Annotated in this window: 16 protein-coding genes; 8 read left to right on the top strand and 8 right to left on the bottom strand. The window is 58.1% G+C overall.

The features are described from left to right. Positions 1 to 70 precede the first annotated feature (70 nt). Positions 71 to 964, bottom strand: coding sequence for a putrescine utilization regulator PtrR (gene ptrR / locus U6037_RS07320; protein ID WP_322846287.1), 894 nt, complete (start codon positions 962 to 964; stop codon positions 71 to 73). Between the two features lie 104 nt (positions 965 to 1068). On the opposite strand from ptrR, the gene U6037_RS07315 reads away from it, so the two are divergent. Beyond that, a complete protein-coding gene (locus U6037_RS07315) occupies positions 1069 to 2250 on the top strand; it encodes an MFS transporter (RefSeq protein WP_322846286.1) in 1182 nt (393 codons plus the stop codon). Here U6037_RS07315 and U6037_RS07310 read toward each other — a convergent pair. The 3 genes from U6037_RS07310 to U6037_RS07300 all read right to left on the bottom strand — a co-directional run bounded on the left by U6037_RS07310 (position 2195) and on the right by U6037_RS07300 (position 4737). Continuing rightward, positions 2195 to 3127, bottom strand: a complete 933-nt coding sequence (locus U6037_RS07310; RefSeq protein WP_322847291.1) for a DMT family transporter — start codon at positions 3125 to 3127, stop codon at positions 2195 to 2197. The genes U6037_RS07315 and U6037_RS07310 overlap by 56 nt on opposite strands. Before the next feature lie 268 nt (positions 3128 to 3395). Beyond that, the gene (locus U6037_RS07305) at positions 3396 to 3797 is read right to left on the bottom strand and encodes a DUF2177 family protein (RefSeq protein WP_322846285.1); all 402 of its coding nucleotides are present in this window, start codon (positions 3795 to 3797) and stop codon (positions 3396 to 3398) included. A gap of 103 nt (positions 3798 to 3900) precedes the next feature. Next, positions 3901 to 4737, bottom strand: a complete 837-nt coding sequence (locus tag U6037_RS07300; protein WP_077571586.1) for a S1 RNA-binding domain-containing protein — start codon at positions 4735 to 4737, stop codon at positions 3901 to 3903. 340 nt (positions 4738 to 5077) lie between these two features. Here U6037_RS07300 and U6037_RS07295 point away from each other — a divergent pair, with 340 nt between their 5' ends. The 3 genes from U6037_RS07295 (at position 5078) to U6037_RS07285 (ending at position 7137) form a co-directional block, all read left to right on the top strand. Continuing rightward, positions 5078 to 5266: a hypothetical protein gene (locus tag U6037_RS07295; protein WP_016985943.1), complete on the top strand. Its 189-nt coding sequence runs from the start codon at positions 5078 to 5080 to the stop codon at positions 5264 to 5266. A gap of 206 nt (positions 5267 to 5472) precedes the next feature. Then, positions 5473 to 6189 (top strand): TorF family putative porin, encoded by a 717-nt coding sequence (locus U6037_RS07290; protein ID WP_322846284.1) that lies wholly within the window; start codon positions 5473 to 5475, stop codon positions 6187 to 6189. Between the two features lie 78 nt (positions 6190 to 6267). Next, positions 6268 to 7137, top strand: coding sequence for a DUF6279 family lipoprotein (locus U6037_RS07285; protein ID WP_322846283.1), 870 nt, complete (start codon positions 6268 to 6270; stop codon positions 7135 to 7137). Positions 7138 to 7224: 87 nt separating this feature from the next. Here U6037_RS07285 and U6037_RS07280 read toward each other — a convergent pair whose 3' ends face one another. Then, on the bottom strand, positions 7225 to 7617 hold the full coding sequence (locus tag U6037_RS07280; RefSeq protein WP_034153215.1) for a hypothetical protein: 393 nt from the start codon (positions 7615 to 7617) through the stop codon (positions 7225 to 7227). Positions 7618 to 7792: 175 nt separating this feature from the next. Here U6037_RS07280 and U6037_RS07275 point away from each other — a divergent pair, with 175 nt between their 5' ends. Further along, the gene (locus U6037_RS07275; protein ID WP_322846282.1) at positions 7793 to 8527 is read left to right on the top strand and encodes a thioredoxin family protein; all 735 of its coding nucleotides are present in this window, start codon (positions 7793 to 7795) and stop codon (positions 8525 to 8527) included. A gap of 74 nt (positions 8528 to 8601) precedes the next feature. Here the strand turns inward: U6037_RS07275 and U6037_RS07270 are convergent, their stop codons facing one another. Together U6037_RS07270 and U6037_RS07265 are read right to left on the bottom strand one after the other, a co-directional pair. After that, positions 8602 to 9108, bottom strand: a complete 507-nt coding sequence (locus U6037_RS07270) for a hypothetical protein (protein WP_322846281.1) — start codon at positions 9106 to 9108, stop codon at positions 8602 to 8604. Further along, the gene (locus tag U6037_RS07265; protein WP_322846280.1) at positions 9105 to 20330 is read right to left on the bottom strand and encodes a filamentous hemagglutinin N-terminal domain-containing protein; all 11226 of its coding nucleotides are present in this window, start codon (positions 20328 to 20330) and stop codon (positions 9105 to 9107) included. Before U6037_RS07265 ends, U6037_RS07270 begins: the two co-directional genes overlap by 4 nt. Positions 20331 to 20773: 443 nt before the next feature. On the opposite strand from U6037_RS07265, the gene U6037_RS07260 reads away from it, so the two are divergent. From U6037_RS07260 to U6037_RS07250, 3 genes are all read left to right on the top strand, one after another. After that, a complete protein-coding gene (locus tag U6037_RS07260; RefSeq protein ID WP_322846279.1) occupies positions 20774 to 21049 on the top strand; it encodes a hypothetical protein in 276 nt (91 codons plus the stop codon). A gap of 262 nt (positions 21050 to 21311) precedes the next feature. Beyond that, positions 21312 to 21896, top strand: coding sequence for a papain-like cysteine protease family protein (locus tag U6037_RS07255; protein WP_322846278.1), 585 nt, complete (start codon positions 21312 to 21314; stop codon positions 21894 to 21896). A 12-nt stretch (positions 21897 to 21908) separates the two neighbouring features. Then, positions 21909 to 22508 carry a hypothetical protein gene (locus U6037_RS07250; protein ID WP_322846277.1) on the top strand — a complete coding sequence of 200 codons (600 nt, stop codon included), beginning with the start codon at positions 21909 to 21911 and terminating at the stop codon, positions 22506 to 22508. A gap of 56 nt (positions 22509 to 22564) precedes the next feature. On the opposite strand, the gene U6037_RS07245 is transcribed toward U6037_RS07250, so the two are convergent. Then, the gene (locus U6037_RS07245) at positions 22565 to 23905 is read right to left on the bottom strand and encodes a DEAD/DEAH box helicase (protein ID WP_322846276.1); all 1341 of its coding nucleotides are present in this window, start codon (positions 23903 to 23905) and stop codon (positions 22565 to 22567) included. Positions 23906 to 24001 lie beyond the last annotated feature (96 nt).

Below are 24001 nucleotides of genomic sequence, written 5' to 3'. Positions count from 1 at the left end.
GTCCCACGCAATGCTCGGCCAAATCCGCAATGATCTGTTACTGAATTGAACAGAATTCGCCGAGATTGGTTCAGGCTGTTTCCCGGGTTTCGATCTGAGCCGCAGGATAGACAGCCTGCTGCACCTCAATCCAGGCATTGAGGTTGGCGCCGACCATGCCCTTGCGCCACATGAGCCATGTTGTCGCACCCGCGAATGATTCGGCCAATGGGTGCACCGCTACGCTTTCACGCCCCGGCAGACTGGCCAGCATCGACTCCGACATCAACGCCACGCCACTGCCGGCAATCACGCAGGCGAGCATGCCCTGATAGGATTCGATCTCCATCGCCCGGCCCATCGTCGCGTGATAGTGCGAAAACCACGCCTCCAGGCGCATGCGATACGAACATCCGCGACGAAAGGTGAACACCGACCGCCCTTCAACGTCCCGGGCGCTATGCACTGGCGGATGATCAGGTTCGCTGATCAACACCAATCGCTCTTCACACAACGGCACACCGTCCAGTCCGGCCAGCTCCAGCGGACCGTCCACCAGCGCCGCATCGAGCCGTCCGGTGAGCAAACCTTCCAGCAACTCGGCACTCGGCGCCGACTGGACCTGCAGATTCACCGCCGGGTATTGCTTGTGATAGCGCGCGAGCAAGGCCGGCAGATGAATCGCTGCCGTGCTGTACATGGTGCCGAGGACAAAATCCCCCGCCGGCTGCCCGCCCATCACCGCCGCACTGGCCTGATCGCGTAACGCAAACAACTTGCCGGTGTAGTCCAGCAGGACTTTTCCCGCAGGCGAAAGCTGCAAACGCTGACGCTCACGGACGAAAAGTTCGACACCGAGTTGCTCTTCCAGCTGTTTGAGCCGCGTCGACAGATTCGACGGCACTCGGTGCAAACGTTCGGCGGCGCGGGTAATCGAACCCTCCTCGGCCACAGCCTGAAAGATCCGCAGTTGGCTGAACTCCACAAGCTTTCTCCATAACAGAACAAGTTGCTCACTATTATTCAATTTTAAAGAAAGTCAATCAGTCCTAGCCTGACGGTCATTGATCCTTCAAAGGAATCCCGACCATGTCGCCGCTGATTCGCTTATCCGCTTGTTTTGTTGCCCTGATGATGGCCATGGGTATCGGCCGTTTCGCCCTCACCCCGCAAATGCCGCACCTGCTCAGCGAAGGTCAGTTCGACCTGACGGCCGCCGGTCTGATTGCGGCGGCCAACTACCTCGGCTACCTGCTCGGCGCGGTGGACGCGATGTTCGCCCATCGCCCGCAGCAAGTTCAGCGGCGCCTGCATGGCGGTCTGTGGTTGTGCGTGCTGCTGACCCTGGCGTCGTTTTGGGCCAATGGTTTCTGGTCGCATCTGGTGCTGCGCTTCGGTACCGGGATAGCGAGTGCCTGGGTGCTGGTGATGATCACTTCGTTGAGTCAACCGTTGGCGGCGGCAGCAGGTCGTCCGGGATTGGGCGCACTGGTGTTTGCCGGACCGGGGTTGGGGATTTTTCTGACGGGGTTGCTGGCACTGGTCTCACATCTGCTGAACCAGACGTCCGCGACGTTGTGGTTGATTTATGCGGCGGCCGCATTGGTCATGCTGCTGAGCGTCTGGCGATTGCTGCCAACGCCCGTCGCAACGGCGAAGGTGGTTGCCGCGCCGGTCAGTCTGTCGAATCGGGGCATTGCGCGGCTGGCGGTGATTTATGCGTTGTACGGCGTCGGCTACATCATTCCGGCGACCTTCCTCTCGCAAATGGCCAACGCGCAGTTTCACGGGCAATGGCAGGCGGATCTGTTCTGGCCTTGTTTTGGTCTGGCTGCGGCGCTTGGCGTATTGCTGGTGAGCCTGCGGCGTCACGATCCCGCAACCACCCGTCACTGGTTGATGGCGACGCTGTGGCTGCAAGCGGCCGGCGTGTTTGCCTGTCTGCTGGGCAGCGGCCTCGGCCTGGCGCTGGGTGTGATCCTTTGCGGCACTCCGTTCCTGGCGTGTATGCAACTGGTCATGCAACGCTCGCGGGAACTGGTACCGCACGCCACCCAGCGCAACGCCGGCATGCTTACCGCGTGCTTTGCGCTCGGCCAACTCAGCGGCCCATTGCTGGCGGCGCTGAGCAGTCATTTCAGCGGCGGTTTGCAGCCGGCATTGGTGATCGCCGGCAGCGGCTTGCTGATGGCCGGCGGTCTGGCGATGCAATCGGCTAGCGCTGGCCGAGCGCTTTGCGCAAACGCCGACGCAGCCACTGCTCGGCGCTGACAAAGGTGATGCCGAGCAACACCAGCACCGCGCCGATAACGAAGTTCACGCTCAGCTGTTCGCCCAACAGAATCACGCCGAAGGTCACGCCGAACAACGGCGTCATGAACGAAAACACCGCCAGGTTGGCCGCCAGATAACGGCGCAGCAACCAGAACCAGATCAGGTAGCTGAAGAACGACACCACCAGGCCCTGAAACAACACGCTGGCCACCGCTACGGGAGTCAGACTGACGTGAGTGATCTGGCCGCTGAACAGCGCAATCAGCAGCAGGCCGAGGAAGCCGACGATCAACTGATAGAACAGAGTCAGTGTCACCGGTGCTTCCGACAGCCGCGAGGCGCGCACTACCACTGTGGTCGCGCCCCAGCAGGCCCCGGCCAGTACACCGAAGGCATCGCCCAGCAGCATGCGCCGGTCAAGATTGTCCCATGACACGCCGCCGGCGAAAGCAATCGCGATGCCGATAAACGCAAGCAGAATGCCCAGCCATTGCAGCGGTCGCAGGCGCTCACTGGCCAACAGGAAATGCACGCCCAGCGCGGTGAAAATCGGCGCGGTATAGAGGAACACCGACATGTGCGCGGCGGTGGTCAGTTGCAAGCCTTCGGCGATGAAGAAGAACTCCAGACCGAACAAGGCACCGGCCAGCAATCCACCGCGCCAGGTAATGCCGACCTGATCCCAGCCGCCCTTCCAGCAGATCAGCAAACCGACCAGCAGCGCGGAAATCCCCGAGCGCGCCGCCGCCTGCATCACTGGCGCAATGTCCGGCGCCGCCCATTTGATCATCACCTGCTGCACGCCCCAGATCAGGCACAGGCCGATCATCACTTGCAGAGCAAAACTGTCGGCATTACGCCGCTCGACACTCACCGCAACACCTCGAACACGCACAACATGGCAGGCCATCCAATGGTCAAAAACAATGCTGGGGATTATCAATCAGTCGGGCGGAAAAAACCGTCTGGAAAAGACATTTAGTTCTTCAGTGGCGTCAGCGGTGAGTGGCTGTCGGCTGCGCCGCCATTCGCTGGCAAGCCAGCTCCCACAGGGACCGGGGTTGCTCACTGATTCTTTGTTCAACACAAAACCCTGTGGGAGCCTGGCTTGCCAGCGATGGCGTCAGTTCACTCAACCCTGCTCATGGATCTGAATTCAGTCGTTTAGCCAGCAAAAACCCAACGCTACAAGCCACAGCAGTAGCAAACGTCCCCCACGCCCAATCCATCAGCGTCACCTGCACCGACCAGCCGCGCAATGTTGCCCAATTGGTCAGATCATAGGTGCCGTAAGCTATCAGCCCTAACAACGCGCCCCGCTTCGCCGCCCATTGCCATGTCACGGCCGGCGTCACCACAAACACCACACAGCCAAAAACATACAGGCAATAAAAAACCGCTGCCGGAACCAGCAGCGGTTTTTCGAGCATCAGCGGACCGAGTAGCTCACGATAGGTCGGCGCCATCAACAGGCCGAGCCAGATGCCGTCGAGCAGCAGAAACGCAATCAGCGTCGCAACATAGGCAACCAGAGACTTCTTCATCACACCCGCCCTCATGTAGGAACTGCCGCAGGCTGCGATCTGTTGATCTTCAAAGTCAAAAGATCGCAGACTGCGGCAGCTCCTACATGGGGCCAGCGGTGTCTCAGGTTAGTTCAATGCGATCAGCATGAATGACGATCTTGCCTTCCTTGTACAGCGCACCGATGGCCTTCTTGAAGTTGCCTTTACTGACGCCAAACAGGCTGCTGATCAGCGCCGGATCGCTCTTGTCGCTGACCGGCAGCGTGCCGCTGTTGTCGCGCAACTTGGCGAGGATCTTCGAGTTCAAACTGCTCGCCGCTTCCTGGCCAACCGGTTGCAGGCTCAGGGCGATCTTGCCGTCGGCACGGACTTCCTTGATGTAGCCCTTCTCGATCATGCCGGCGCGCATGAATTTGAAGATTTCGTTCTTGTGAATCAAACCCCAGTGCTTGTTGTTGATGATCGCCTTGAAGCCCATGTCGGTGGCTTCGGCAACCAGCAGATCAACTTCCTGGCCCTGGCTGTAGTTGGCCGGGGTCTTGTCGAGGTAGCGATCCAGGCGCGCAGTGGCGGTGATGCGGCGGGTGTGCTTGTCGAGGTAGACGTGCACCACGCAGTATTCGCCGGCGGTCATCTGGCGCTTTTCTTCGGAATACGGCAGCAACAGATCCTTCGGCAGCCCCCAATCGAGGAACACACCGATGCTGTTGACTTCAACGACTTTCAGACTGGCAAATTCGCCGACCTGAACTTTCGGTTTTTCCGTGGTAGCGAGAAGTTTGTCTTCGCTGTCCAGATAAACAAATACGTTGAGCCAATCTTCATCTTCGGTCGGAATATCTTTCGGGATATAACGATTAGGCAAAAGAATCTCGCCGTCAGCACCGCCGTCCAGATATAAACCGAAGTTAGTGTGTTTAACCACTTGCAAACTGTTGTAACGCCCGACTAAAGCCATTTCCAGAACCCTCATTGCGTGGGCGGCATTCTACCCGTTTTTGGCGTGGCCGTCGGGCGGCAGATCCGCACGCGTCGGAATTCTGCGCAACGCCTTGATTTTCCTTGTGTGCGGCTGGGTTGAGGTGCCGCTCGTCTGGCAGGCAGCACCGCTCGCGGCTGAGTATTTCAATACCGCCAAGCGCAAATGTTCTTATTTAAAACAGCAGGTTAGGCGGATATATCGAATATTCAATCGAGAATAATGCAGCACAGCGCTGGGTTATTCCGGGGGATATTTACCAAGCAATTGTCAAGTTATTCCTGTACGATGCCTGGCCGAGTTACTTTTCTACAGGTTAATGGCCGCCATGCGTGTAAAAGCATCCACCAGCAAAGCAAAGCCAGCTCCAGCCGTTGAAACCAGCGAATCGATCAACGATCAGATCGCAGCGTTCCTCAAGTCTGGCGGCGAGATCCAGCAAATTGCCAAAGGCGTCAGTGGCCAGACATTCGGCCCGTCCAAGCAGATCAGCCTGGGCAAGAAGTAACACCCGGTTTTACACCCGTCCAGAGGCGCTTTGAGCTTCGAAGCGCCTGGACTGGCACCTCGCAACCCCCCTCCTTTTTCAACAAAAATTCTTGTAAATCGACGAACGGCCCTCAATGCCGGTCATTCGCCGGTATCCTTGCACGCGTCTAGATCAAGCGTTTCAGCAGGCCCGCCGCCCTGCGCTCGCTGTTCATGGAGTGACGCATGCGCAAATCATCCTGTTTATCACTTGTAGGCCTGCTGGTTTGCACGACTGCGCACGCGCAGATTTTCCAGCGTGAACTGGGCGATTTCGATCTCAAACTCGGCACCACGCCTTCACGCAGCATGGCCCAGGGTCTGGTCAAACCGGCTGCGGTCGGTTCCTTCCACGGCGGCCTCGACCTGAGCCACGACAGTGGCCTCTACGTTGGCCAATACGCGCCGAGCATGGGCATCACACCTGGAAAGAATCTCGAAATCGATTCCTACGTCGGCTTCAAACAACCTTTCGATCAAACCCTCGGCTATGAAGTCGGCATGATCCACTACAGCTATCCCGAAGTAGACACGCTCGACAGTCAGGAACTGTTCGGCGGCCTGACTCTGCTCGGCAGCCGTTTCGGCGTGGCCTTGAGCAACGACCCGGACAAACAGAACAACACCTTGTTTGCCGACCTTGGCGGCAATCAACCGTTCGGCATCGGCGTCAGCATGAAATACACCACTCACCAACTGAACACGCCAGTGGCCGTGGACGGCGGTTATGTCAGCAGTTTTACCGATTGGTCGGTGAAACTGTCCCGGCCGTTCATGGGCGTCGATCTCGACCTGATCTACAGCAACTCCAGCCTCAGCGGCAGCGATTGCTCGGCTTATTCCGGGCACAACAGCCAGTGCGACGGCCTCGTCACCCTCAAGGCTGCGCGCGCGTTCTATTGATCGGCTGAACTGCCGGGTTCATTCTGCGTTCACATAGGAATCAGTCCCTCGAAGCCAGGCTCACGCAAGGATTCGCCCATGTCTCGCTGGTTCAAGCACATCGCCGCGCTACTGATCTTTACCCTCGCCCTCGGCGCTTGCAGTCGCGTCGGCCTGGCCTATCGCAATCTCGACGTCATTATTCCGTGGACGCTCGGCGACTACCTGGACATGAACGGCGAGCAGAAAGACTGGTTCAACGAACGCCTTAAGGACCACCTGAGCTGGCATTGCACCACGCAATTGCCGGGTTACCTGGACTGGCTGGATCGTCTGCAGACCATGGTCGAAACCAATCAGGTCACCGATGCCGCGTTACAGGCGCGCACTACGGAAGCCAAGCAGGCCATTGCCGAAACCGCTCGAGAGATCACCCCGTCGGCGATCGAGTTGCTGCAAGGGCTGGATGACAAGCAAGTGGCCGAGATGAATGACGCGTTTGCCAAGGATCTGCGCAAGCGTCAGCAGGAATACCTCAAGCCGCCGCTTGATCAGCAAATTGCCGAGCGTGGCGCGCGAATGGTTAAACGCTTGAATGACTGGCTCGGCCCCTTGAGCGCCACCCAGGAACAGCGGGTCATGGCGTGGTCGACCGCGCTGGGCGATCAGTACACGCAATGGATTGCCAACCGCGCCCATTGGCAGAAGCAATTCAGTGCTGCCGTAGCGCAACGCAAAAGCCCCGAATTCCCACAGAGAATCGAGACGCTTCTGGTCAATCGCGAGAACTTATGGACAGCGGATTACCGCAAGGCCTTCGCCGATACTGAAGCGCAGGGACGCTCTCTGGCGGTTGACCTGATGGCCGAAAGTACGCCGCAACAGCGTCAGCGGTTGCTGAAGAAGATCGAGGGTGTGCGTAAAGACTTCAACGACCTCAAGTGCCTCAAGGCCGCGAAGCAGAATTAGAAGATCAAAAGATCGCAGCCTTCGGCAGCTCCTACACCGATCTCTGTAGGAGCTGCCGAAGGCTGCGATCTTTTGCCCTGTGGAAAATCAGGCGATCTGGGCTTTGGAAGCCACTTCATCAAACGTCGCCTCAGCCAGCGCATCCTCCTGCTCATCCAGCACCTGACGCGGATGGTCATTGCCCGGAATGCTGCTGTCGATCAGGCTCAGCAGGCTAGAGCCGCGCGGGGTCAGGACAAAATTGTTTCCCGTGCTGCCCTCCTCATCCGGACGCGGTGCGATGTAGCCACGCAAGAGCAACAACCTTTCATAGTCGCAGGCCAGCGTTTTCAGATGATCAAGGTTCTCGATCGGCTCGCCGGCGCTGGCTTTTTCCGCCGCATAGTCTTCGGCGTAAGCCCGAGGGGCAAAACTGTGGCCGGCACTGTTCTGCACTTCGTGCAGCAAGCGTTCAATCAAATCCCAGTTATAAGTCGTCATCCTGATACAACCTCCGGTGCGCGTGATTTATGGCGCGTTCATAGGTTGTGACCGGAGCGGCTCGCAGCCGTTCAGCCGCATTTTCAGGGCCGACCGACCGGCGGTCTGTCGATTTCCCGCTGGGTTAAACGACTAGTCTGAGACAGACGGTTTCAACCCCGCAGGAGAAATCATCATGAACGTTGAGAATCATCCGGTGGTGTCGCGCGAAGAATGGCTCGCCGCCCGTAAGCAGCATCTGGCCCACGAAAAAGCCTTCACCAAGGAACGCGACCGCCTCAGCGCTGAACGTCGCGCATTGCCATGGGTAAAGGTCGACAAGGACTACCACTTTCAGGGCCCGAACGGCGAATTGAAGCTGACCGATCTGTTTGGCAAACACAGCCAATTGGTGGTTTACCACTTCATGTTTGCCAAGGATTGGGAGGAAGGCTGCCAGGGTTGCTCCTTTCTCAGCGATCACATTGATGGCGCCAACCAGCATCTGGCTCATCACGACATCGCGGTGGTAGCTGTTTCGCATGCGCCGTTCAACGAGTTTCAAGACTTTAAACGGCGAATGGGCTGGAAGTTTGACTGGGTGTCGTCAGAGGGTTGCGACTTCAACTATGACTTCGGTGTTTGCTCACGGGCTGAGGATGTCGCGGCCGGAAAGGCTACTTACAACTACGAAAAGACTGACAGCGCCGAGGAAGAAATGCCCGGCCTGAGCGTGTTTTATCGTGATGCAAAGGGCGACATCTTCCACACCTATTCAACTTACGCTCGCGGTCTCGACATGCTGGTCGGCGCCTACAACTATCTCGACCTCACGCCCAAGGGCAGGAATGAGGACGAGATCATGGAGTGGGTGCGGCATCATGATCGGTATGAAGGGGGAAAAGCGTCCAGTTGCTGCCACGAAAAATAAGTATTGAGTAGATGGAAATAGTGAGAGTGGGTGCGCTCACAAGTGCCCTGTTTCGCATCCTTCCGGGCGCCTGTTCAGGGACCCTGAATTGTTTTGTCGCCCGAGCGGTAGATATCAATGTTTCCCTGAGGAAGGAACAATCGGGCGGCGAACCAACACGTTGCCAGTGATGCGAAAAACACGCCCGACAACTCCAACAGATAATCCGAAATCCCACCGCCCTTAATGTCTTCGTCGAACACCACGAGCAAGACAAAACAAAACACCCACCCGGTGGCGACACTGGCACCCGCCAGTGCCACCAGCGAACAGCTCGCCGTCGTCCTCCTGACCTTCAGCAATGAAATTGCCCCTGCTAATATTAAAAAGGGCAGGAGGAAAATCAGTTGCGCAAGAAATGGCGCTAATAGCGGCATCAGAACCAGTTCGCCTCCCCTGACCTCGCCCAAGAGTTTCGGGGTATTGACCAAGTGAGCAAGCAGAGTGATGGTCTTGATGATCCCCCCAATGAATCCCAAAACGAACGGGCATAAAAGAAACGCCAGGAAAACCCTGCGGCGTGGATACCCCGTCTTACTCATGGTGCGCAACCCTGGCTTTTCGAAAGACCCAGCAATTTACAGCCATATTCGACCCTTGAGTCGTAATTCAAAATAATCACGCCACCATCGACGCCCTGTTTGTCGCCAATAAACGGGTTGAGTGATGTATCTGTTGCGTACTTGCCAACCGTTTGAAAGAACGTGTGATCACCCAGAAACTTCTCATGAATGGTCTGCAACAACGACTGCTCGTTCTTCAATTGTTTGATATCCCAGGCTGCCGGATCCGTAGCGTTTTTATTGTAAAGGTCTTTGAAGTTATCAAACCCGCCTGTAATCAACGCATCGCCAGCCGCTTTACGCCAGTCATAAACGGGCGCCAGGAACCAGCCCAGCCCAAAGCTGAGGAACGATGCATTGCCATCTGCGCCCAAACCGGTCAACAGCGCTCGGGAAACGGTCTCAGCGCCTCCAAACCATGACGCGCCTATTCCGAGTTGTTGCTCATACACATTGCTCGCACCGAAAAAGTTGGCTCGGTTATCGATCGTGTTCAGATAGGTCACCAGACGATCAGAAGCACCTTGGGTGTTGTAGAGATAGTCAAAGGTCGTTTGCGATGTACGTGCCACGTCTTTGTGCATGACATTCCACGCATCCTGCATGGCAATGTATTTGAGTGCCGAGTTGACCGCCGTGCGGCAGCCATCACTTTGGGGGGCCTTGTCACACATGCTGCGCATTTCCGAATCGAGAAATTCGCTCAGCTTTTCGGCCTTGGCGATGGCAGCGTCTTTCTGTTCCTTCGTCGTGCAGGTTTTGCCATTGAGGCAGTTTTCGACTTCCTCGAAGGCTTGGTGAGACAGATAGTTGTAAAGCGTTCCATTGGCAGCCACCGAAGCGGCGATACCCACATCGCTACCGGAAGCGGCAGCGCCCAACACCCCCACTATTTGTGAGACGGCCAGCAGATTGGCCTGCGCCTGAATGTATTCAGGGGTTCCCGGAACATAGTTTTCCGGCAAGAGCTTATCGCCCAGCAAACCGACCAGAAACTCGTTGGCACCACCGGCAAGCGCTCCGGTGCCGAAATCTCCGCCCATGGCTTTGGACACCAGACCGCCGAGTCCGGCGTGCAGGAGAATTTTCTCCAGGCTGCCCTCGGGCAGTTTCAGGTCGCCAATTTCCCCCGCGCCCATGGCTGCGCCGATGCTGGCCAGCGTTCCGGCCGCAGAGCTGACCAGGTTGTCCTTGAAACTGCCTCCGTAGACGACGGTTTTGATCAACGCATCGGCAGTCACTTTGGTCGCCACGGCCTTGAGCCCCTCCGGCGTCAAAGTGATATTGCCCACATCGAACTTCATTCCCTGAGTAACGCCTGCAGTTGCCGCCGCCACGACGTAGCTTTTCAAGGCATCTTCGGACGTAACGTCCTTGAGCACTTTTCCAAGGTTACCGCGGTTGTCGATCGTGCTGACCGTCGCTTTGGTTGCGGCGGTAATGGCGACTCCCTGCAACATTGCGTTCATGCCGGCCATCATCGGTCCGAGGATGGCCGCCATGGCGATGGCAATGATCAGTTGTGAAGCTGGCCCCAATCCGGAGTTCTGGTATTTGAAAGACTCATGAATCTCCTTGACCTGCCGCCAGTCCACATCGCCACGTTCTTCTGCCTGTTTAAGCCAGGCCATCTGCGGATCGGCCTTGACCATGGCATCAATGGACTCGCTGACCGTTTGCTGATTGACCTGCTTTACATCGATTTTCAGGCCATCGACCGCTTTGATGACGATGTCGCCCTTGGCAAACATCTGCGTCTGACGGAACGTTTCGTCGGTATTGCCCTTACCTTTGGAAGAGTTCCAGAACGCATTATTGTTGGTTTTCGTATGGCTCTCATCGTGCAGATCCTTCACGCCTTCAAAGACAATCTGCCCACCACTGTCCAACAGGATGTCGCCACCGCTGTTGAGTTTCGCGACCTGGAATCGTTGATCGCCGCCACTCACTACAGCCAGGTTTCCACCGGTCGTAATCTCACTGCCAACGTTCGTCACCTGCGTGACTTCGTCATGCTTCAATTTCTTTTTGCCAAAACTGCCTTTGTCTTTTTTGTCGTACAAAGAGTAGTCCGTGTCTTGTGCGGCAAGCACTTGAATATCGTTCTCCGCCACCAGATAGGCTTCATCGCCAGCGGTGATACGACTGGAGATCAGCGCCAAATCATTACCTGCCCGGATCGCGACATCACCACCGGCAGTGATCGTGCTGGCAATCTGTTTAACGTGGTCTTCCTGAGTCGTGAGTTTTTTGGTTTTTGAATAGGAGTGACTTTCATCAGCGGCTGAAGCAATCGTCACATCACCCTCTGCAACGAGGGTGAAATTGCGCTTGGCATTCATGTCACTGCCCACGGCGGCAAAGTCACGGCCCGCGCTCATCAGGATATCGCGTCCGGCATTGATGCTGGATCCGTACTGCGTGATGGAGCTGCGTTGTTCCTTGCCGCCACTGTCAACGCTCAGCTGTTGGGCCGAAGCGATGGCGATATCTCGACTGGCCTCGATCCGCGTGTCTCCCCCGCTGGACATGGCCCCACCGATGCCAAGCACGTCCCGGCCCGAGAAGATGGTCAGATCATTGGCTGCTTCGATACGTGCAGCGCTATCAACATAGTCACGTTGCTGGATTTGGCCCTTGTTGTTGAAGACCGTACTGTTGACCGTGCGCTCGTTGATGACGTCTCCGGTCAGCGTCACCATGGTGACATCGCGTCCGGAAATGACACCGCCTGATTTATTGATGATGTCATGGGTGGCTAGCAGCCCCAGCCGATTCCCCGCCTCAATCAAGCCACTGTTGGTCAGGTCTTGCCCGGCACTGGCCGCCAGATTGTTGGTAGCGCGCAACGTTCCTGCGTTGGTCAGGTTCTGGCCCGCGATCAGGTCAACATCATTGCCCTGGATCAGCGCACCGTTCGGCGCCAGGCGGTTATCGGCATGGGCTAGATACAAGACAGGCACGAGCACCTTCTCACCGTTCACTTCGTGCTCTTCGAGCCAGACGATGTCGTGGGTCAGTGCCGCCACTTGCTGAGCGGTCAGGGTCACGCCCATCGAAAGATTGAGTTCATTCTTGCTGGCGATGGCGTTGTTCATCAGGTACTTGAACATCGCTTCGTCGGAGGTCTGGCCGTCGATGAAGCGCTGACCGGTGCGGGCGACCACGGCTTGTTGCACCAAGCGCTGTTCAAACAGGCCGTCGCCCAAGCGCTTGGCGCTGTTGTCGGGGTCGTAGCCGAGCTTGGCCAACAGATAGTCCGAACTCATGAACTGCTTGAGATCGGTGAGTACCGGGTTGGTCTCGATCAGGTATTTGTGCGGGTTGGAGCGCACGCTGGTGTCAGGCAAGCCTTGGACACGCGGGACGTTGAATGAGGGGCCGCCACGATTGGGCAGCATGACGCCAACGGGGCCATCGCCAGCGGCGGCATTGACGTTTATGTCAGCAATTTTGTCGTTGAGATTCAGCGATGGTCGATCGGCCAACGCCAGTTCACGGTTTTTAACCGAAACCGGATCGTTCTTGTCGATCTGGAAATCCGTTGCATGTCTGACCGGCATGCCGCCTGCGTGTCCAGCGGGTGCGGCAGTGATAGAGCCAATGGTCCAGTCTTTGCCCGCAACAATCGTCTGTTCGCTACCGTCCTTGCGGCTGAGTCGGAACAGGCCGTTATCACCTGTTGGCAAGGTGAAGCCCGGCAGCGCCAGTGGGTTGACTTGCTGTTGAGCCAGATCCGGAGGCAACTGCGGATTCAAGAAGACTACGGTGGGTTTGGCGGAGTTCTTCACCCCGGTGTCAGCCGTGTCTTTTACCGTGCCACCGAAATTGGTGTACGGGTTCAGGTTGCCGTTGTTGATGGTGGTTTTGGCGTTGATCTCGACCGCTTGCCCGGCTTGAACGATAGAGGAGACACTACTTCCGCCATTAGTGAAAACTCGGTCATCACGCTGCTTGGTGCCCGCCAGAATCTGCGAAGGCACTGCGACTTCAGGTCCAATACCGAACTTGGTATTGACCCTGTTCATGAGTTGCTTGTCCAGCGACTGATAAGCCCAGTGAGTCCCCCCCTTGTCGGGTTCGTGCCAAGTGTCTATGTAGTCATATTGGTTTTTTGAGTTTCGGTTTGCGTAGTTCTGCAGATCGACGCTGACCCAACTGGTTTGTTTGTTCGGTAACCCGCCAAGCTTATAAACACGCATCCGCGTGAAGCTGCCCGACTGCAACCCGAAGTTGTCGAATGTGTCGACATCAAGTTTGATGTTCCTGCCAGCGGAAATCAGCGACGCAGTATTGGTGAAAGCCCCCACATTAGCAGTCAGACTTCCCGCCACCGAAAGCGATGCTTGCGGCCCGGTGATCGTCGAGGTCGATTCAAAGTTTTCATTGACGTAAAACGTAGTGCCACTGAAGGTGATGTCCCCGGAGATAAGCTTCTCCTCGCCAACCACCCCTTCCGTCTTGTTATTGAAGCTATTGGCCGACAGCGAAAAATCACCATCCACATTGATCGAAGCTGCAAGGTTATTAACGCTGTTTGCACGCCCACCGTATTGCCCGCCAATCGTCAAATTGCCAATGCTGTAAACGTCACCGGTCTGGTTGGTGAAATCGTTTACCAGTAGATTCATATTGCCGCCGCTGAAAATCAGGCCGCGATTATTCACCAGATTTGCAGTCCTGATTGTCAGGTCCTGCGCAGCCCCCAACGTACCAGTGTTGCTCACCGCACCGGCGTTGATCGTCATCGCATAGTTGGACGTCAGTCGTCCGCCGGCATTGTTCAGCAGGCCTCCGACGTTAACGGTGGTCAGGCCACCACCGCCAATGCTTGAAGCGCTGGTCAAGCCAAGTTGCGCAGCATTGAAGGTCATATCACCCAAGCTGCTGACACGACCATTGCCGCCGTAGGTGCCGCCCAGTTGCATGTCCATGCTGCCGTCACTGGCGATCAAACCTTCGTTGCTCCAGTTGCCGCCACGTCCCACCAGTTGATTGGAAGCCAGCAACTGCCCGCTCGCGGTCTGCACAAAATTGCCGACATTCACCGTCAACCGCCCGGCCTGAATCACGCTACTGTTGGTCCAGCTGTCGGCGTTCAGCGTCAGGCCGCCACGGGTCACCAGCGAGCCGCCGGCGTTCATCACGTTGGCGGTGGAAATGCCGAATTCACCGAGGCCGACATGCGTCACCGAACCGCCGGCGTTGAGGAAGCTTGGTGCGGCGAGAGTGAAATCGGTGTTAGCGGTTTCCACCAGACCGTTGCGGTTGTCGAACTGGCTGCCGATCTGGAAATCGGTTTTGCCGCTGGTGCCGAGCGCGCGCAGTTTGCCGCCCTGGTTGTCGAGATTGGCGGCGCGAATCGCCAGTGTGCTGGCGCTTTCGATCAGGCCGCTGCGGTTGCTCAAGTTGCCGTCGGCACCCAGCTCGATGCTGCTGCCGCTGATCTGGCCGTTGTTGTTGCTCATCAGGCCGGCGATGGTTTTCACCACGCCTTTGGCATAGATCCCGCCGCCGCTGTTGTCGAGGGTGTTGCCGCCGGCGTTGAGCAGGATGTTGCCGGTGTTGGCGGCGATCCGTCCGCCATCGCTGTAGATACCGCCGAGCGCTTGCAGGTCGAGGCGACTGCCTTCGATCTTGCCGCCCTGACCGTTGCGCAACACGCCGCTCAGACGGGTTTGCAGCAAACCGTTAAGGCTTGAGAGCACCCCGCCACGGCTGTCGAGGCTGGCAGCGTTGAGGGTCAGGTCGCCGTTCTGGGCGATGATTTTGCCGCCCTGGTTGTCGATCGCGCCGCTGCCGGTGTTCACGGTCAGCGCGGTCATGCTTTGCACCGCGCCTTTAGCGTTGTTCAGCGCAGCGGCAGTGAGGGTCACGCCGGCATCGCGGCTGGAGATCAAACCATCGTTTTTATTATCCAGCGTGCCGCCAGCAGCGATATCCAGTTGATCTTTGGCCGACAGGGTGCCGCGTTGGCTGTTGTCCAGGTCGCCGCTGGTAAACAGGCTCAGCAGGGTCTGGCTGATCAATTGCCCGCCGCGGTTATCAATGTTGGTGGAGCGGTTGATCAAGAATGCGCCGGTACTGCCCAGAGTCCCATTGATATTGATGAGAGCACCGAGCAGGTCGAGGGTGACGCTGTCATCGCTAACCAGACTGCCGCTGGTGTTGTTCAGTTGCGTGCCAGTGAAATTCAGGGCTTTTGTGGCGCTGATTCTGCCGGAGGTGTTGTCCAGCGTGGCGGCACGGATATCCAGTGCGTCGCCACTTTCGATCAACCCACCCGCAGTGTTGCTGATATTGCCGCCGCTGATGGTCAACGTCTGCTTGCCGCCGCTCGTGACGATGCCGTTGCTGTTGTCCAGACTGGTAGCCTTGATGCTCACCTCGCCTTTGCCGCCCACGCCCCCATTGCTGTGGTTGATCAACGCGCCGCTGAGGTCGATGCTGGTGTTGCCGAGCAGACTGGAGACGGTGCCTTCGCGACTGTTATCGAGCGTGCCGCCTGTAAGGGTGACACCCTTCCAGCCCGAAATCAGTCCACCCTGGTTTTTCAGTTCGGCAGCCGTGAGGCTCAACTGATCGTTGCTGATCAGGTTACCGCCACGGTTATCGAAACGGTTGCCGGTGAGGCTGAAGCTGTTGACGCTGGAGATTTCGCCCTGCTGGTTATTCAGGTCACGCAGGGTGGCGATGCTCAGCACGCCTTTGCTGTTGATCACGCCGTTCTGGTTACTCAGGTCGCGCAGATGGGCAATGCTCAACCCGCCTTTGCTGCTGATCACTCCGTCCTGGTTGTTCAGATCCTGCGCGCTGGCGCCCAGGTCAATGTTCAGGCCTGAGACGCCGACCAGCGTGCCGCCCTGATTGTTCAGGCCGGTGCTGTTGAGGGTCAGTTGTTGCGCGGCGCGAATGCTGCCTTTGTTGGTATTTTTCAGCAGGCCATCGACAGTCACCTCGATGTCGCTGTCACTGAGCAACACGCCGCCGTCGCTGTTATCCAGACTCGCCGCGCGAACCTGCAACGCCGCAGCGGCAATCGTGCCTTTGATCGAGGTCAGCGCGTTGTCGAGGGTCAGGGTGAGTTTCTGGTTGCTCAGCAATTGGCCGCCGCTGTTGTCCAGCGACTTGGCGATCAGTTCAAAAGCCTGATCGCTGGAAATCTCGCCGCCACGGTTGTTCACGTCGGAGAGGTTTTTCAGCCGCAACTGGTCCGGCGCGTTGATCACGCCGCCCTGGTTATTCAGCGCGCCGCCGTTCAGATCGACACTGACGGTGCCGCCGCTGAACAGTTTGCCGCCCTGCTGGTCGAGGCCTTGGACATTGGCGGTCAGCGTCTTGCCGGCGCCGAGGCTGCCAGCGGTGTTGGTCACCTGACCGGCATTAATCTCAACGTGGTCGGCCGCGTAAATATTCGCTTGGCTGTTGTTGAGTTCGCCAGTGCTGATGCTCAGGTTGGCCTTGCTGCTGAGCACACCTTTTTGCTGGTTATCCAGCGTGCTGCTGTTGAGGGTGAGATCGCCATCGGTCAGCAGGCTGCCGCCGCGGTTGCTGATGGAGCCGCGCGTGTCGACGGTGAGCGCTTTGGCACTGGAGACGGTGCCGGCGTTGTTGTTGAGACTTTGCGCGGTGATCGCCAAAGCGCCTTCGTTGACGAGGCTGCCCTGCGCGTTGTTCAGATCCCCGGAGAGATTGATCGCGAGGTCTTTCTGGCTGGTCAGGCGCCCGCTGTTTTCCAGTGTCTTGCCGGTCAGTGTCAGCCCGCTGTCACCGGACAGCAGGCCTTTATTGCGGTTGATGACGTCGTTAACGGTCAGCGCCAGATTGCCGCCGGCGAGCATGTAACCGCTGTCGCTGTTATCGAGCCACGCACCGATCAGGCTGACATCGCTCTTGCTCGACAGCTCGCCGCTGCGGTTGTCGACACGCTCGACGTTGAGCTTCAGCGCATTAGTCGAACCGATCAGACCTTCCTGACGGTTATCCAGACTCGCGGCGGTGATCGTCAGGCCGTTGTCGGCGATAACCACGCCGTTCTGGTTATCGAACATGCCGGTGACGCTGAAATCAGCATCACCGCGCACACGGATGTCGCCACTGCTGTTGTTCAACGTATCGCTGCGACTGTCGAGGCTGGCGGAGGCGATCAGGCCTTTGACGTTGCTCAGCGCACGCTCGATGACCAGGGTGAGTTTTTCATTGCTGAGCAGTTTGCCGCCGTCGTTGTTGAAGCTTTGTGCGTTGACGCTCCAGGCCTTGGCGGCGGAGATTTCGCCGGCGCTGTTGTTGACGTCCTTGAGGTTTTTCAGCAGCAACTGGCCCGGCGTATGGATGTTGCCGCGCTGGTTGTCGAACAGACCGTTGTGCATGTCCAGGGTCAGGTCGCCGTTGCTGAACAGCTCGCCGCCATCCTGTTCCAGCGAGGTCACCGAGACCTCGAGTTTCTGCTGACTGCCGAGGCTGCCGCCGGAGTTGTCCAGGTGCGCGGCGGTGAGCAACAGCGTACCGTCGCTGGCGATGCTGCCGCCCTGGCGGTTTTTCAGCTCGCCGGTGGTCAAGGTCGAATCGGCCTTGGCGCTGATGATGCCGTTGTCGCTGTTATCCAGACTGCCACTTTTAAAGGTCAGGCCTTTCTGCGAAACGATCAGGCCGCCCTGACTCAGCACGGCACCGCTGGCAGTCAGCGCCATCGCTTCAAGGCTCGACAGTTTGCCCAGACGGTTGTCGAGGCTGCCGGCAGTAAGGGTCATCTGCCCTTCGCTGCTGATCAGGCCTTGCTGGTTGTCCGTGGCCTCGTCGAAGTTCAGCCCGAGCGTGTTCTGGCTGACAATGCGCCCGCCAACGTTGCTCAGGCCGATGCCGCTGAGGGTGCTCGCGCCTTTGCTGAAAATCAGGCCGTTAGTGGCGTTGATGATCTGTTCGATTTTCAGCGCCAGTGTGGTGTCGGACAGCACCTTGCCGCCGTCGCTGTTGTCCAGGCGTGCGCCGTTGATGTGCAGGTCCAGCTGGCTGGACAGTGTGCTGGCGCGGTTGTCGATCTGCTCGACATTGACGGTCAAAGTCTTGAGCGAACCAACCAGACTGTCCTGATGGCTGTTGAGGGTTTTGCCGGTCAGCAACAGGTTGCCTTCGGCGACCAGTTCACCATGCTCTTGATTGAGGCTGTCGATGTTGGCGTCGATATCGCCCTTGGTGGAAATCCGTCCACCGTCGTTGGTCACGGCTTTGGCTTTGAGGCTCAACAGACCGGTTGCGGTGAGCAGGCCGCCATTGCTGTTATCCAGCGTGTTGCCGTCGACGCTCAGCGCGGTCTTGCTTTCGAGGCGGCCCTTGTCGCGGTTGTCCAGGTTGTCGATCAGCAGTTTGGCGGCCTGATCGGCGCGAATCGTCCCGCCACGGTTGTCGGTGTTTGCGCTGCTGACGGTCAGGGTGTCGAGGCTGGAAATCTTGCCGGCGCGGTTATCCAGGCGCGTGGCCTGCACGTCCATGGCGCCGTTGGCCTGGATCAGGCCCTTGTTCTGGTTGTTCAGTTGCTCGCTGACCCGCGTGGTCAGCGTGCCTTCGCTGGTCAACTGGCCTTGCTGGCTGTTGTCGAGTTGTTGGGCTTTTACCAGCAAGGTCTGTTTGGCGCCGATCCTGCCGGTGCGGTTGTTGATCGCGCCGAGGGCGCTGATGTCGAGCAAACGGCCGGCGCTCATCAGGCCGGCAACGTTATCCAGCGAGGTGACGTTGAGAACCGCGTCGGTCTGGCTGCTGAGTTCGCCGTTGCTGTTGATCAACTGGCCGATGTTGGCGGTGAGGCCGGCGTTGCTGTTGATCACACCCTGACTGTTGAGCACCTGCGCGGCGTTGAGGTTCAGGGTGGTGTTGCTCTGCACCTTGCCGGCATTGCGGTTGTCCAGCGTGCCGGCACTGATCGCAGCGGTTTGGCCGCTGAGCGTGCCGCCCTGGTTGTTCAGGGTTTGCGCGGTGTTGACCGTCAGATTGCGGCTGGCGGTGAGGCTTTTGCCGGTGTTGTCGAGGTTCTGCGCAGTGATGCCCAGATCGCCGTTGGCATTGCGGCTGCCGTCGGCGTTGACGCCGGCATCGATGACGCCGGCGTTGGTCAGTTGGCCGCCGGCGCTGAGGCTGATGCTGTCGCGGGCCGCGAGGGTCTGGCGGTTGGTCAGGTTGCCCTGGGTTTGCACGTTGAGCGCGGTGCCGGCGTAGACCGGGCCGCGTGCATCAAGGCTGGCGGCTTTGACGTTGACCGCGCCCGTGGCCGAGGTATCGGCCAGACTCAGTTGGCCATTGGCATCGAGCTGAATATCGCCGCCGCTGGCAATCAGTTTGCCGTCGAGTTTCACCCCGACCCCGGCCTCGGTGCCGACCAGTTTGATCGCGCCTGCGTACATGCCGCCCAGCGCTGAAGAGTCGATGGCCAGTTGCGGTTTGGCGCTACCGTCATCGACCCGCGCCGTGGCATTCAGGGTTTGCGCGTTGACGTCGTTACGACCGGCCACAATCGTCAGGTTCTGCGCCTGAATCTCGGCGTTGATCTTTGCGCTGCGGGTGATGATTTCGAAGCGGTCGACATTGGTTGCATTAAGGCCCGCGCCCTCGATGGCTACAGAACCCTGATCAACCTGAAAGCGATCCAGTCGGCCGTTGTCGAGCACCGGTTTACCGGTGGTCAAGGTCACACGCGGTGAGTTGATGAAACCGCAACCGTTGCAGGTAATGCCATAAGGGTTGGCGACGATCACCCGCGCCGACTGCCCTGCCACTTCGGTGTAACCGCGCAACTGGCTTGGGTTGCCACTGATGACTTCGTTGAGAATCGCCTGCGCCGAACCGCTGTTCTTCAGGTTCGGGTTGTCGATGATGTGCCCGCCCAGCTGGGTCAGATTATTCTGCGTCGAGCCGTTGTTGAGGATCAGCCCCTGCGCACCGACGTTGTAATCATGGAACTGGTTGTGCGACAGGCCGCTGGCATTGGGCGTAGCGATGTTGATGATCGGCACGCCATTGCCGGCGCGATCCAGCGAGGTGTTGGGGTTGGCCACCACGATACCGTCGGCCTGCGCCCACATCGGTTGCCAGAACATCACGTTCGCCAAGAGAAACGCCAGCCCGCGCTTGGGCATGCCAAGGAATGACTCGCGGGTTTTCACGGCAGCGGCAGGCTGACGAGCAAGGAAGGCGTACAGGCGAACGTCCATGTTTAAAGTCTCTTTGCAACGGGCAAGTTGATCGGGGCAATCGACAGGCAAAGCAATCCCTACCCGGCAAATACAGGGTGCCGACAGAGTGAAAGAAACAAATGGGGATAAATGCGCGTTTCGGTCAGAACGTCCGAAACGATGCGAAAACAATCGCAGTGCAGACTGCAAAAAGTCTTTTCGATCCCTCGAAAGCGCACACTGATATCAATGTGATGGCGCGATGGTAGATTGCCATCATTCTGGCGTCAATAAGTCGTAACAAGGCTTTTTTGGCAACCGCTCTAGAACGCGGCTTTTCGGGACATAATCGAAGTTTTGCCGAAAATCGCGACTTATCGGTCACACAAGTCGACACGCATCAGGTGCATTGCACTGAACTTTTCCAGACCAGCAGCCCTCAACCGATCAACCCGCCTTGACCGGAACTGAGGCCGTCCTCCATGAAAATCCTTAACACACTATTGATCGCTACCACCCTTGCCTGCGCCCTGCCCGTCTGGGCCTGTACGCCGGAAGAAGCCACCGCCAAGCGTGAGCAACTGGCCAAGGAAGTTGCCAAGCTGACCGAGCAGAATCCAGCCAAGGCCAAAGAGATCAACGCCGAGTTGCAGAAAATGGACCTGGGTACGGCCAGTGCGGATCTGCCGGATAAATGCCAGTTGATTGATCAGCGGTTGAAAGAGTTGGCCACGGCTGAGAAAAAAGCCGAAAGCTAAAAGCCAGATCAAAAGATCGCAGCCTGCGGCAGCTCCTGCACCGATCCCTGTAGGAACGGCCGAAGGCTGCGATCTTTTGCTCTTGAAAATGCATTTATGCATTTATTTATTTGCATTAACGCATATCAACATCTACGGTTACATCGAGCAACGAGATCGGAACCCGCCATATGACATGGCAACCCGTAAACACCGATCGCTCGGCAACACCGCAACACCCATACAAGCTGGACGCTTGTTTTCACTCATGGAGGATTGAAAAATGTTAACTACAGCAGCAACACAATTCACCGGCGAATCACTGCCAAGGTGCCTGGCCGGTCACCTGCTCGACCCGCAACTCGCCGAAGTCGAAGCCGCTGAAAAGCTCAGCGCTCTCGCCGCCGGCAGCCTCAACTTCAACATGCAGAAACAGACCCAGACCAACTGGTGCTGGGCCGCCGTTTCCGCCTCGGTCGGCAATTATTACGGCACCGGAAACTGGACCCAGTGTGGCGTCGCCAGCACTCAGCTCGATCGCAACTGCTGCAATCAGCCGGGGCCATGCAACGTCTACGGCTATCTGGATTCGGCCCTGCAAACCACCCGCAGCTACAACGGCATGAATCAGGGGTCGCTGCAGATGTCGGCCATTCAGAACCAGATCAGCATGGGCCGTCCGGTCGGCCTGCGCTGCGCCTGGTACGGCGGCGGTGCGCATTTTCTGACGATCTACGGCACCAACGGCGACTACGTATTGGTTGCAGACTCGATCTACGGCTATTCGACCCGCGCACTGAACGCATTCCCCCGCGCCTACAACGGCGGCGGCAATTGGACTCACACTTACTTCACCGTGAAAAACTAGGAGGGCGACATCATGCAACTGACTTATCCAAAGGCGCCTTCCAACGGCGTACAGACCTTGCGCCCGGCGCTGCAAGCCGCGCTGCAAACCCAGGGCTTTGGCGCCAATCGCCAATTCGCCAACGCAGCACCTGCGAAGATCAGCCTCAGTGAGGCCTATCGCGGCTACTCGCTGAACCTGGAAGACCTGAGCCACGGCAAAGGTCTGAAAGACGCCCGACTCGGCGACTGGCATTACCTGGTTTTTGCCGACGGCGTGACGATTGCCGGTGCGCAATTGGCCGAAGTGCGCGGGCATGTCGAGTTTGCCTCGTTGAACCACGGCGATCATGCCGCTGCTACGGTGGGTGCGCTGAAACTGGCAGAACAAGCACCGCAACTTCAGGGCAAGACCGTTGAGTTGCGCGTGCTGTTTGTCTCGGCCCTGCACGTTGTCGCGATCTGGCTGCATGCCGACGGTGAAGACGTGCTGATCCCGATCGAGCCGACACCGAAAGAACTGGCGACCACGCGGTTGTACAGCGAAGCAACACTGCTCGCCGCACTGAAACCGGCAGCGGATCAAGCCAAGCGGCGCTTTGACGCCGACACCAGTGGCCAACTCGGCAACTGATGGACGAAAAAAAACCCGGACACTGTCCGGGTTTTTTTATGCATGCCTGAAACGCCTTACTCTGCCGCAGGCTCTGCTGGCTTGCGGCGTTTCAGCGGCGCCATGCCATCGCTGCTCACCAACGAGTCCGGCTTCGGACGGTTGGCGCTCTTGCGCTTGGTCGGCGTCTTGGCGGCAGTTTTCTTCTTGTCGCCCTTGGCGTCAGTCTTTTTCTTCTTCACGCCGACGGCTTTGCCCGAAGCCTTGACCTTTTTCGGCCCGCCGTAGGTGCCTTTGACTTCCTTGATGGTGCGGCGCTCGAAGCTTTGCTTCAGGTAGCGCTCGATGCTCGACATCAGGTTCCAGTCGCCGTGGCAGATCAGCGAGATCGCCAGACCGTCGTTACCGGCGCGGCCAGTACGGCCGATGCGGTGCACGTATTCGTCGCCGCTGCGTGGCATGTCGAAGTTGATCACCAGATCCAGACCATCAACGTCCAGACCACGGGCCGCGACGTCGGTAGCGACCAGAATCTTCACGCCGCCCTGCTTCAGACGGTCGATCGCCAGTTTGCGATCCTTCTGGTCTTTCTCGCCGTGCAGCACGAACGCCTTGTATTCCTGAGCCACGAGGCGGCCGTAGATGCGGTCGGCCATGGCGCGGGTGTTGGTGAAGACGATGGCCTTCTGATAGGTCTCGTTGGCCAGCAGCCAGTTCACAATCTGCTCTTTGTGCTGATTGTGGTCGGCGGTGATGATTTGCTGACGGGTTGTCGAGTTCAGCTGGCTGACCGCGTTGAGCTGCAAGTGCTCAGGGTTGTTCAGCACCTTGGCGATCATGTCGCGCAGACCGGAACCGCCGGTGGTAGCGGAGAACAGCATGGTCTGCTGACGATTCGGGCATTCGTCAACCAGACGCTGGACGTCTTCGGCAAAGCCCATGTCGAGCATGCGGTCAGCTTCGTCGAGCACCAGCACTTCGACTTCTTTGAGGTCGAGGTTGCCGGCGTTGAGTTGCTCGATCATCCGGCCCGGGGTGCCGATGAGGATGTCCGGCACTTTGCGCAGCATTGCGGCCTGGACCTTGAAGTCTTCACCGCCGGTGATCAGGCCGGACTTGATGAAAGTGAACTGCGAAAAGCGCTCAACTTCCTTCAACGTCTGCTGGGCCAGTTCACGGGTCGGCAGCAGGATCAGCGTCTTGATGCTGACGCGGACCTTGGCCGGGCCGATCAGGCGATTGAGGATCGGCAGAACGAAAGCGGCGGTTTTGCCGCTACCGGTTTGCGCCGTCACCCGCAGATCACGCCCTTGGAGCGCCAGCGGAATGGCCGCGGCTTGCACAGGCGTTGGCTCGACAAATTTCAGCTCGGCCACAGCTTTAAGCAGGCGTTCGTGCAGGGCGAATTGGGAAAACACGGGTGCTACCTCGAAGATATGCAAAAAAACAGCTGCATAGGTTACCGGTTTCGAGCGCTCAGGCCGAGTTTCTTTATACAAACGGACGCAATCAGT

The organism is Pseudomonas sp. B33.4 (genome assembly GCF_034555375.1).
Taxonomy (GTDB): domain Bacteria; phylum Pseudomonadota; class Gammaproteobacteria; order Pseudomonadales; family Pseudomonadaceae; genus Aquipseudomonas.
Note: the sequence above shows the minus strand (reverse complement) of the source record. Positions and strands in the feature narration are given on the sequence as shown.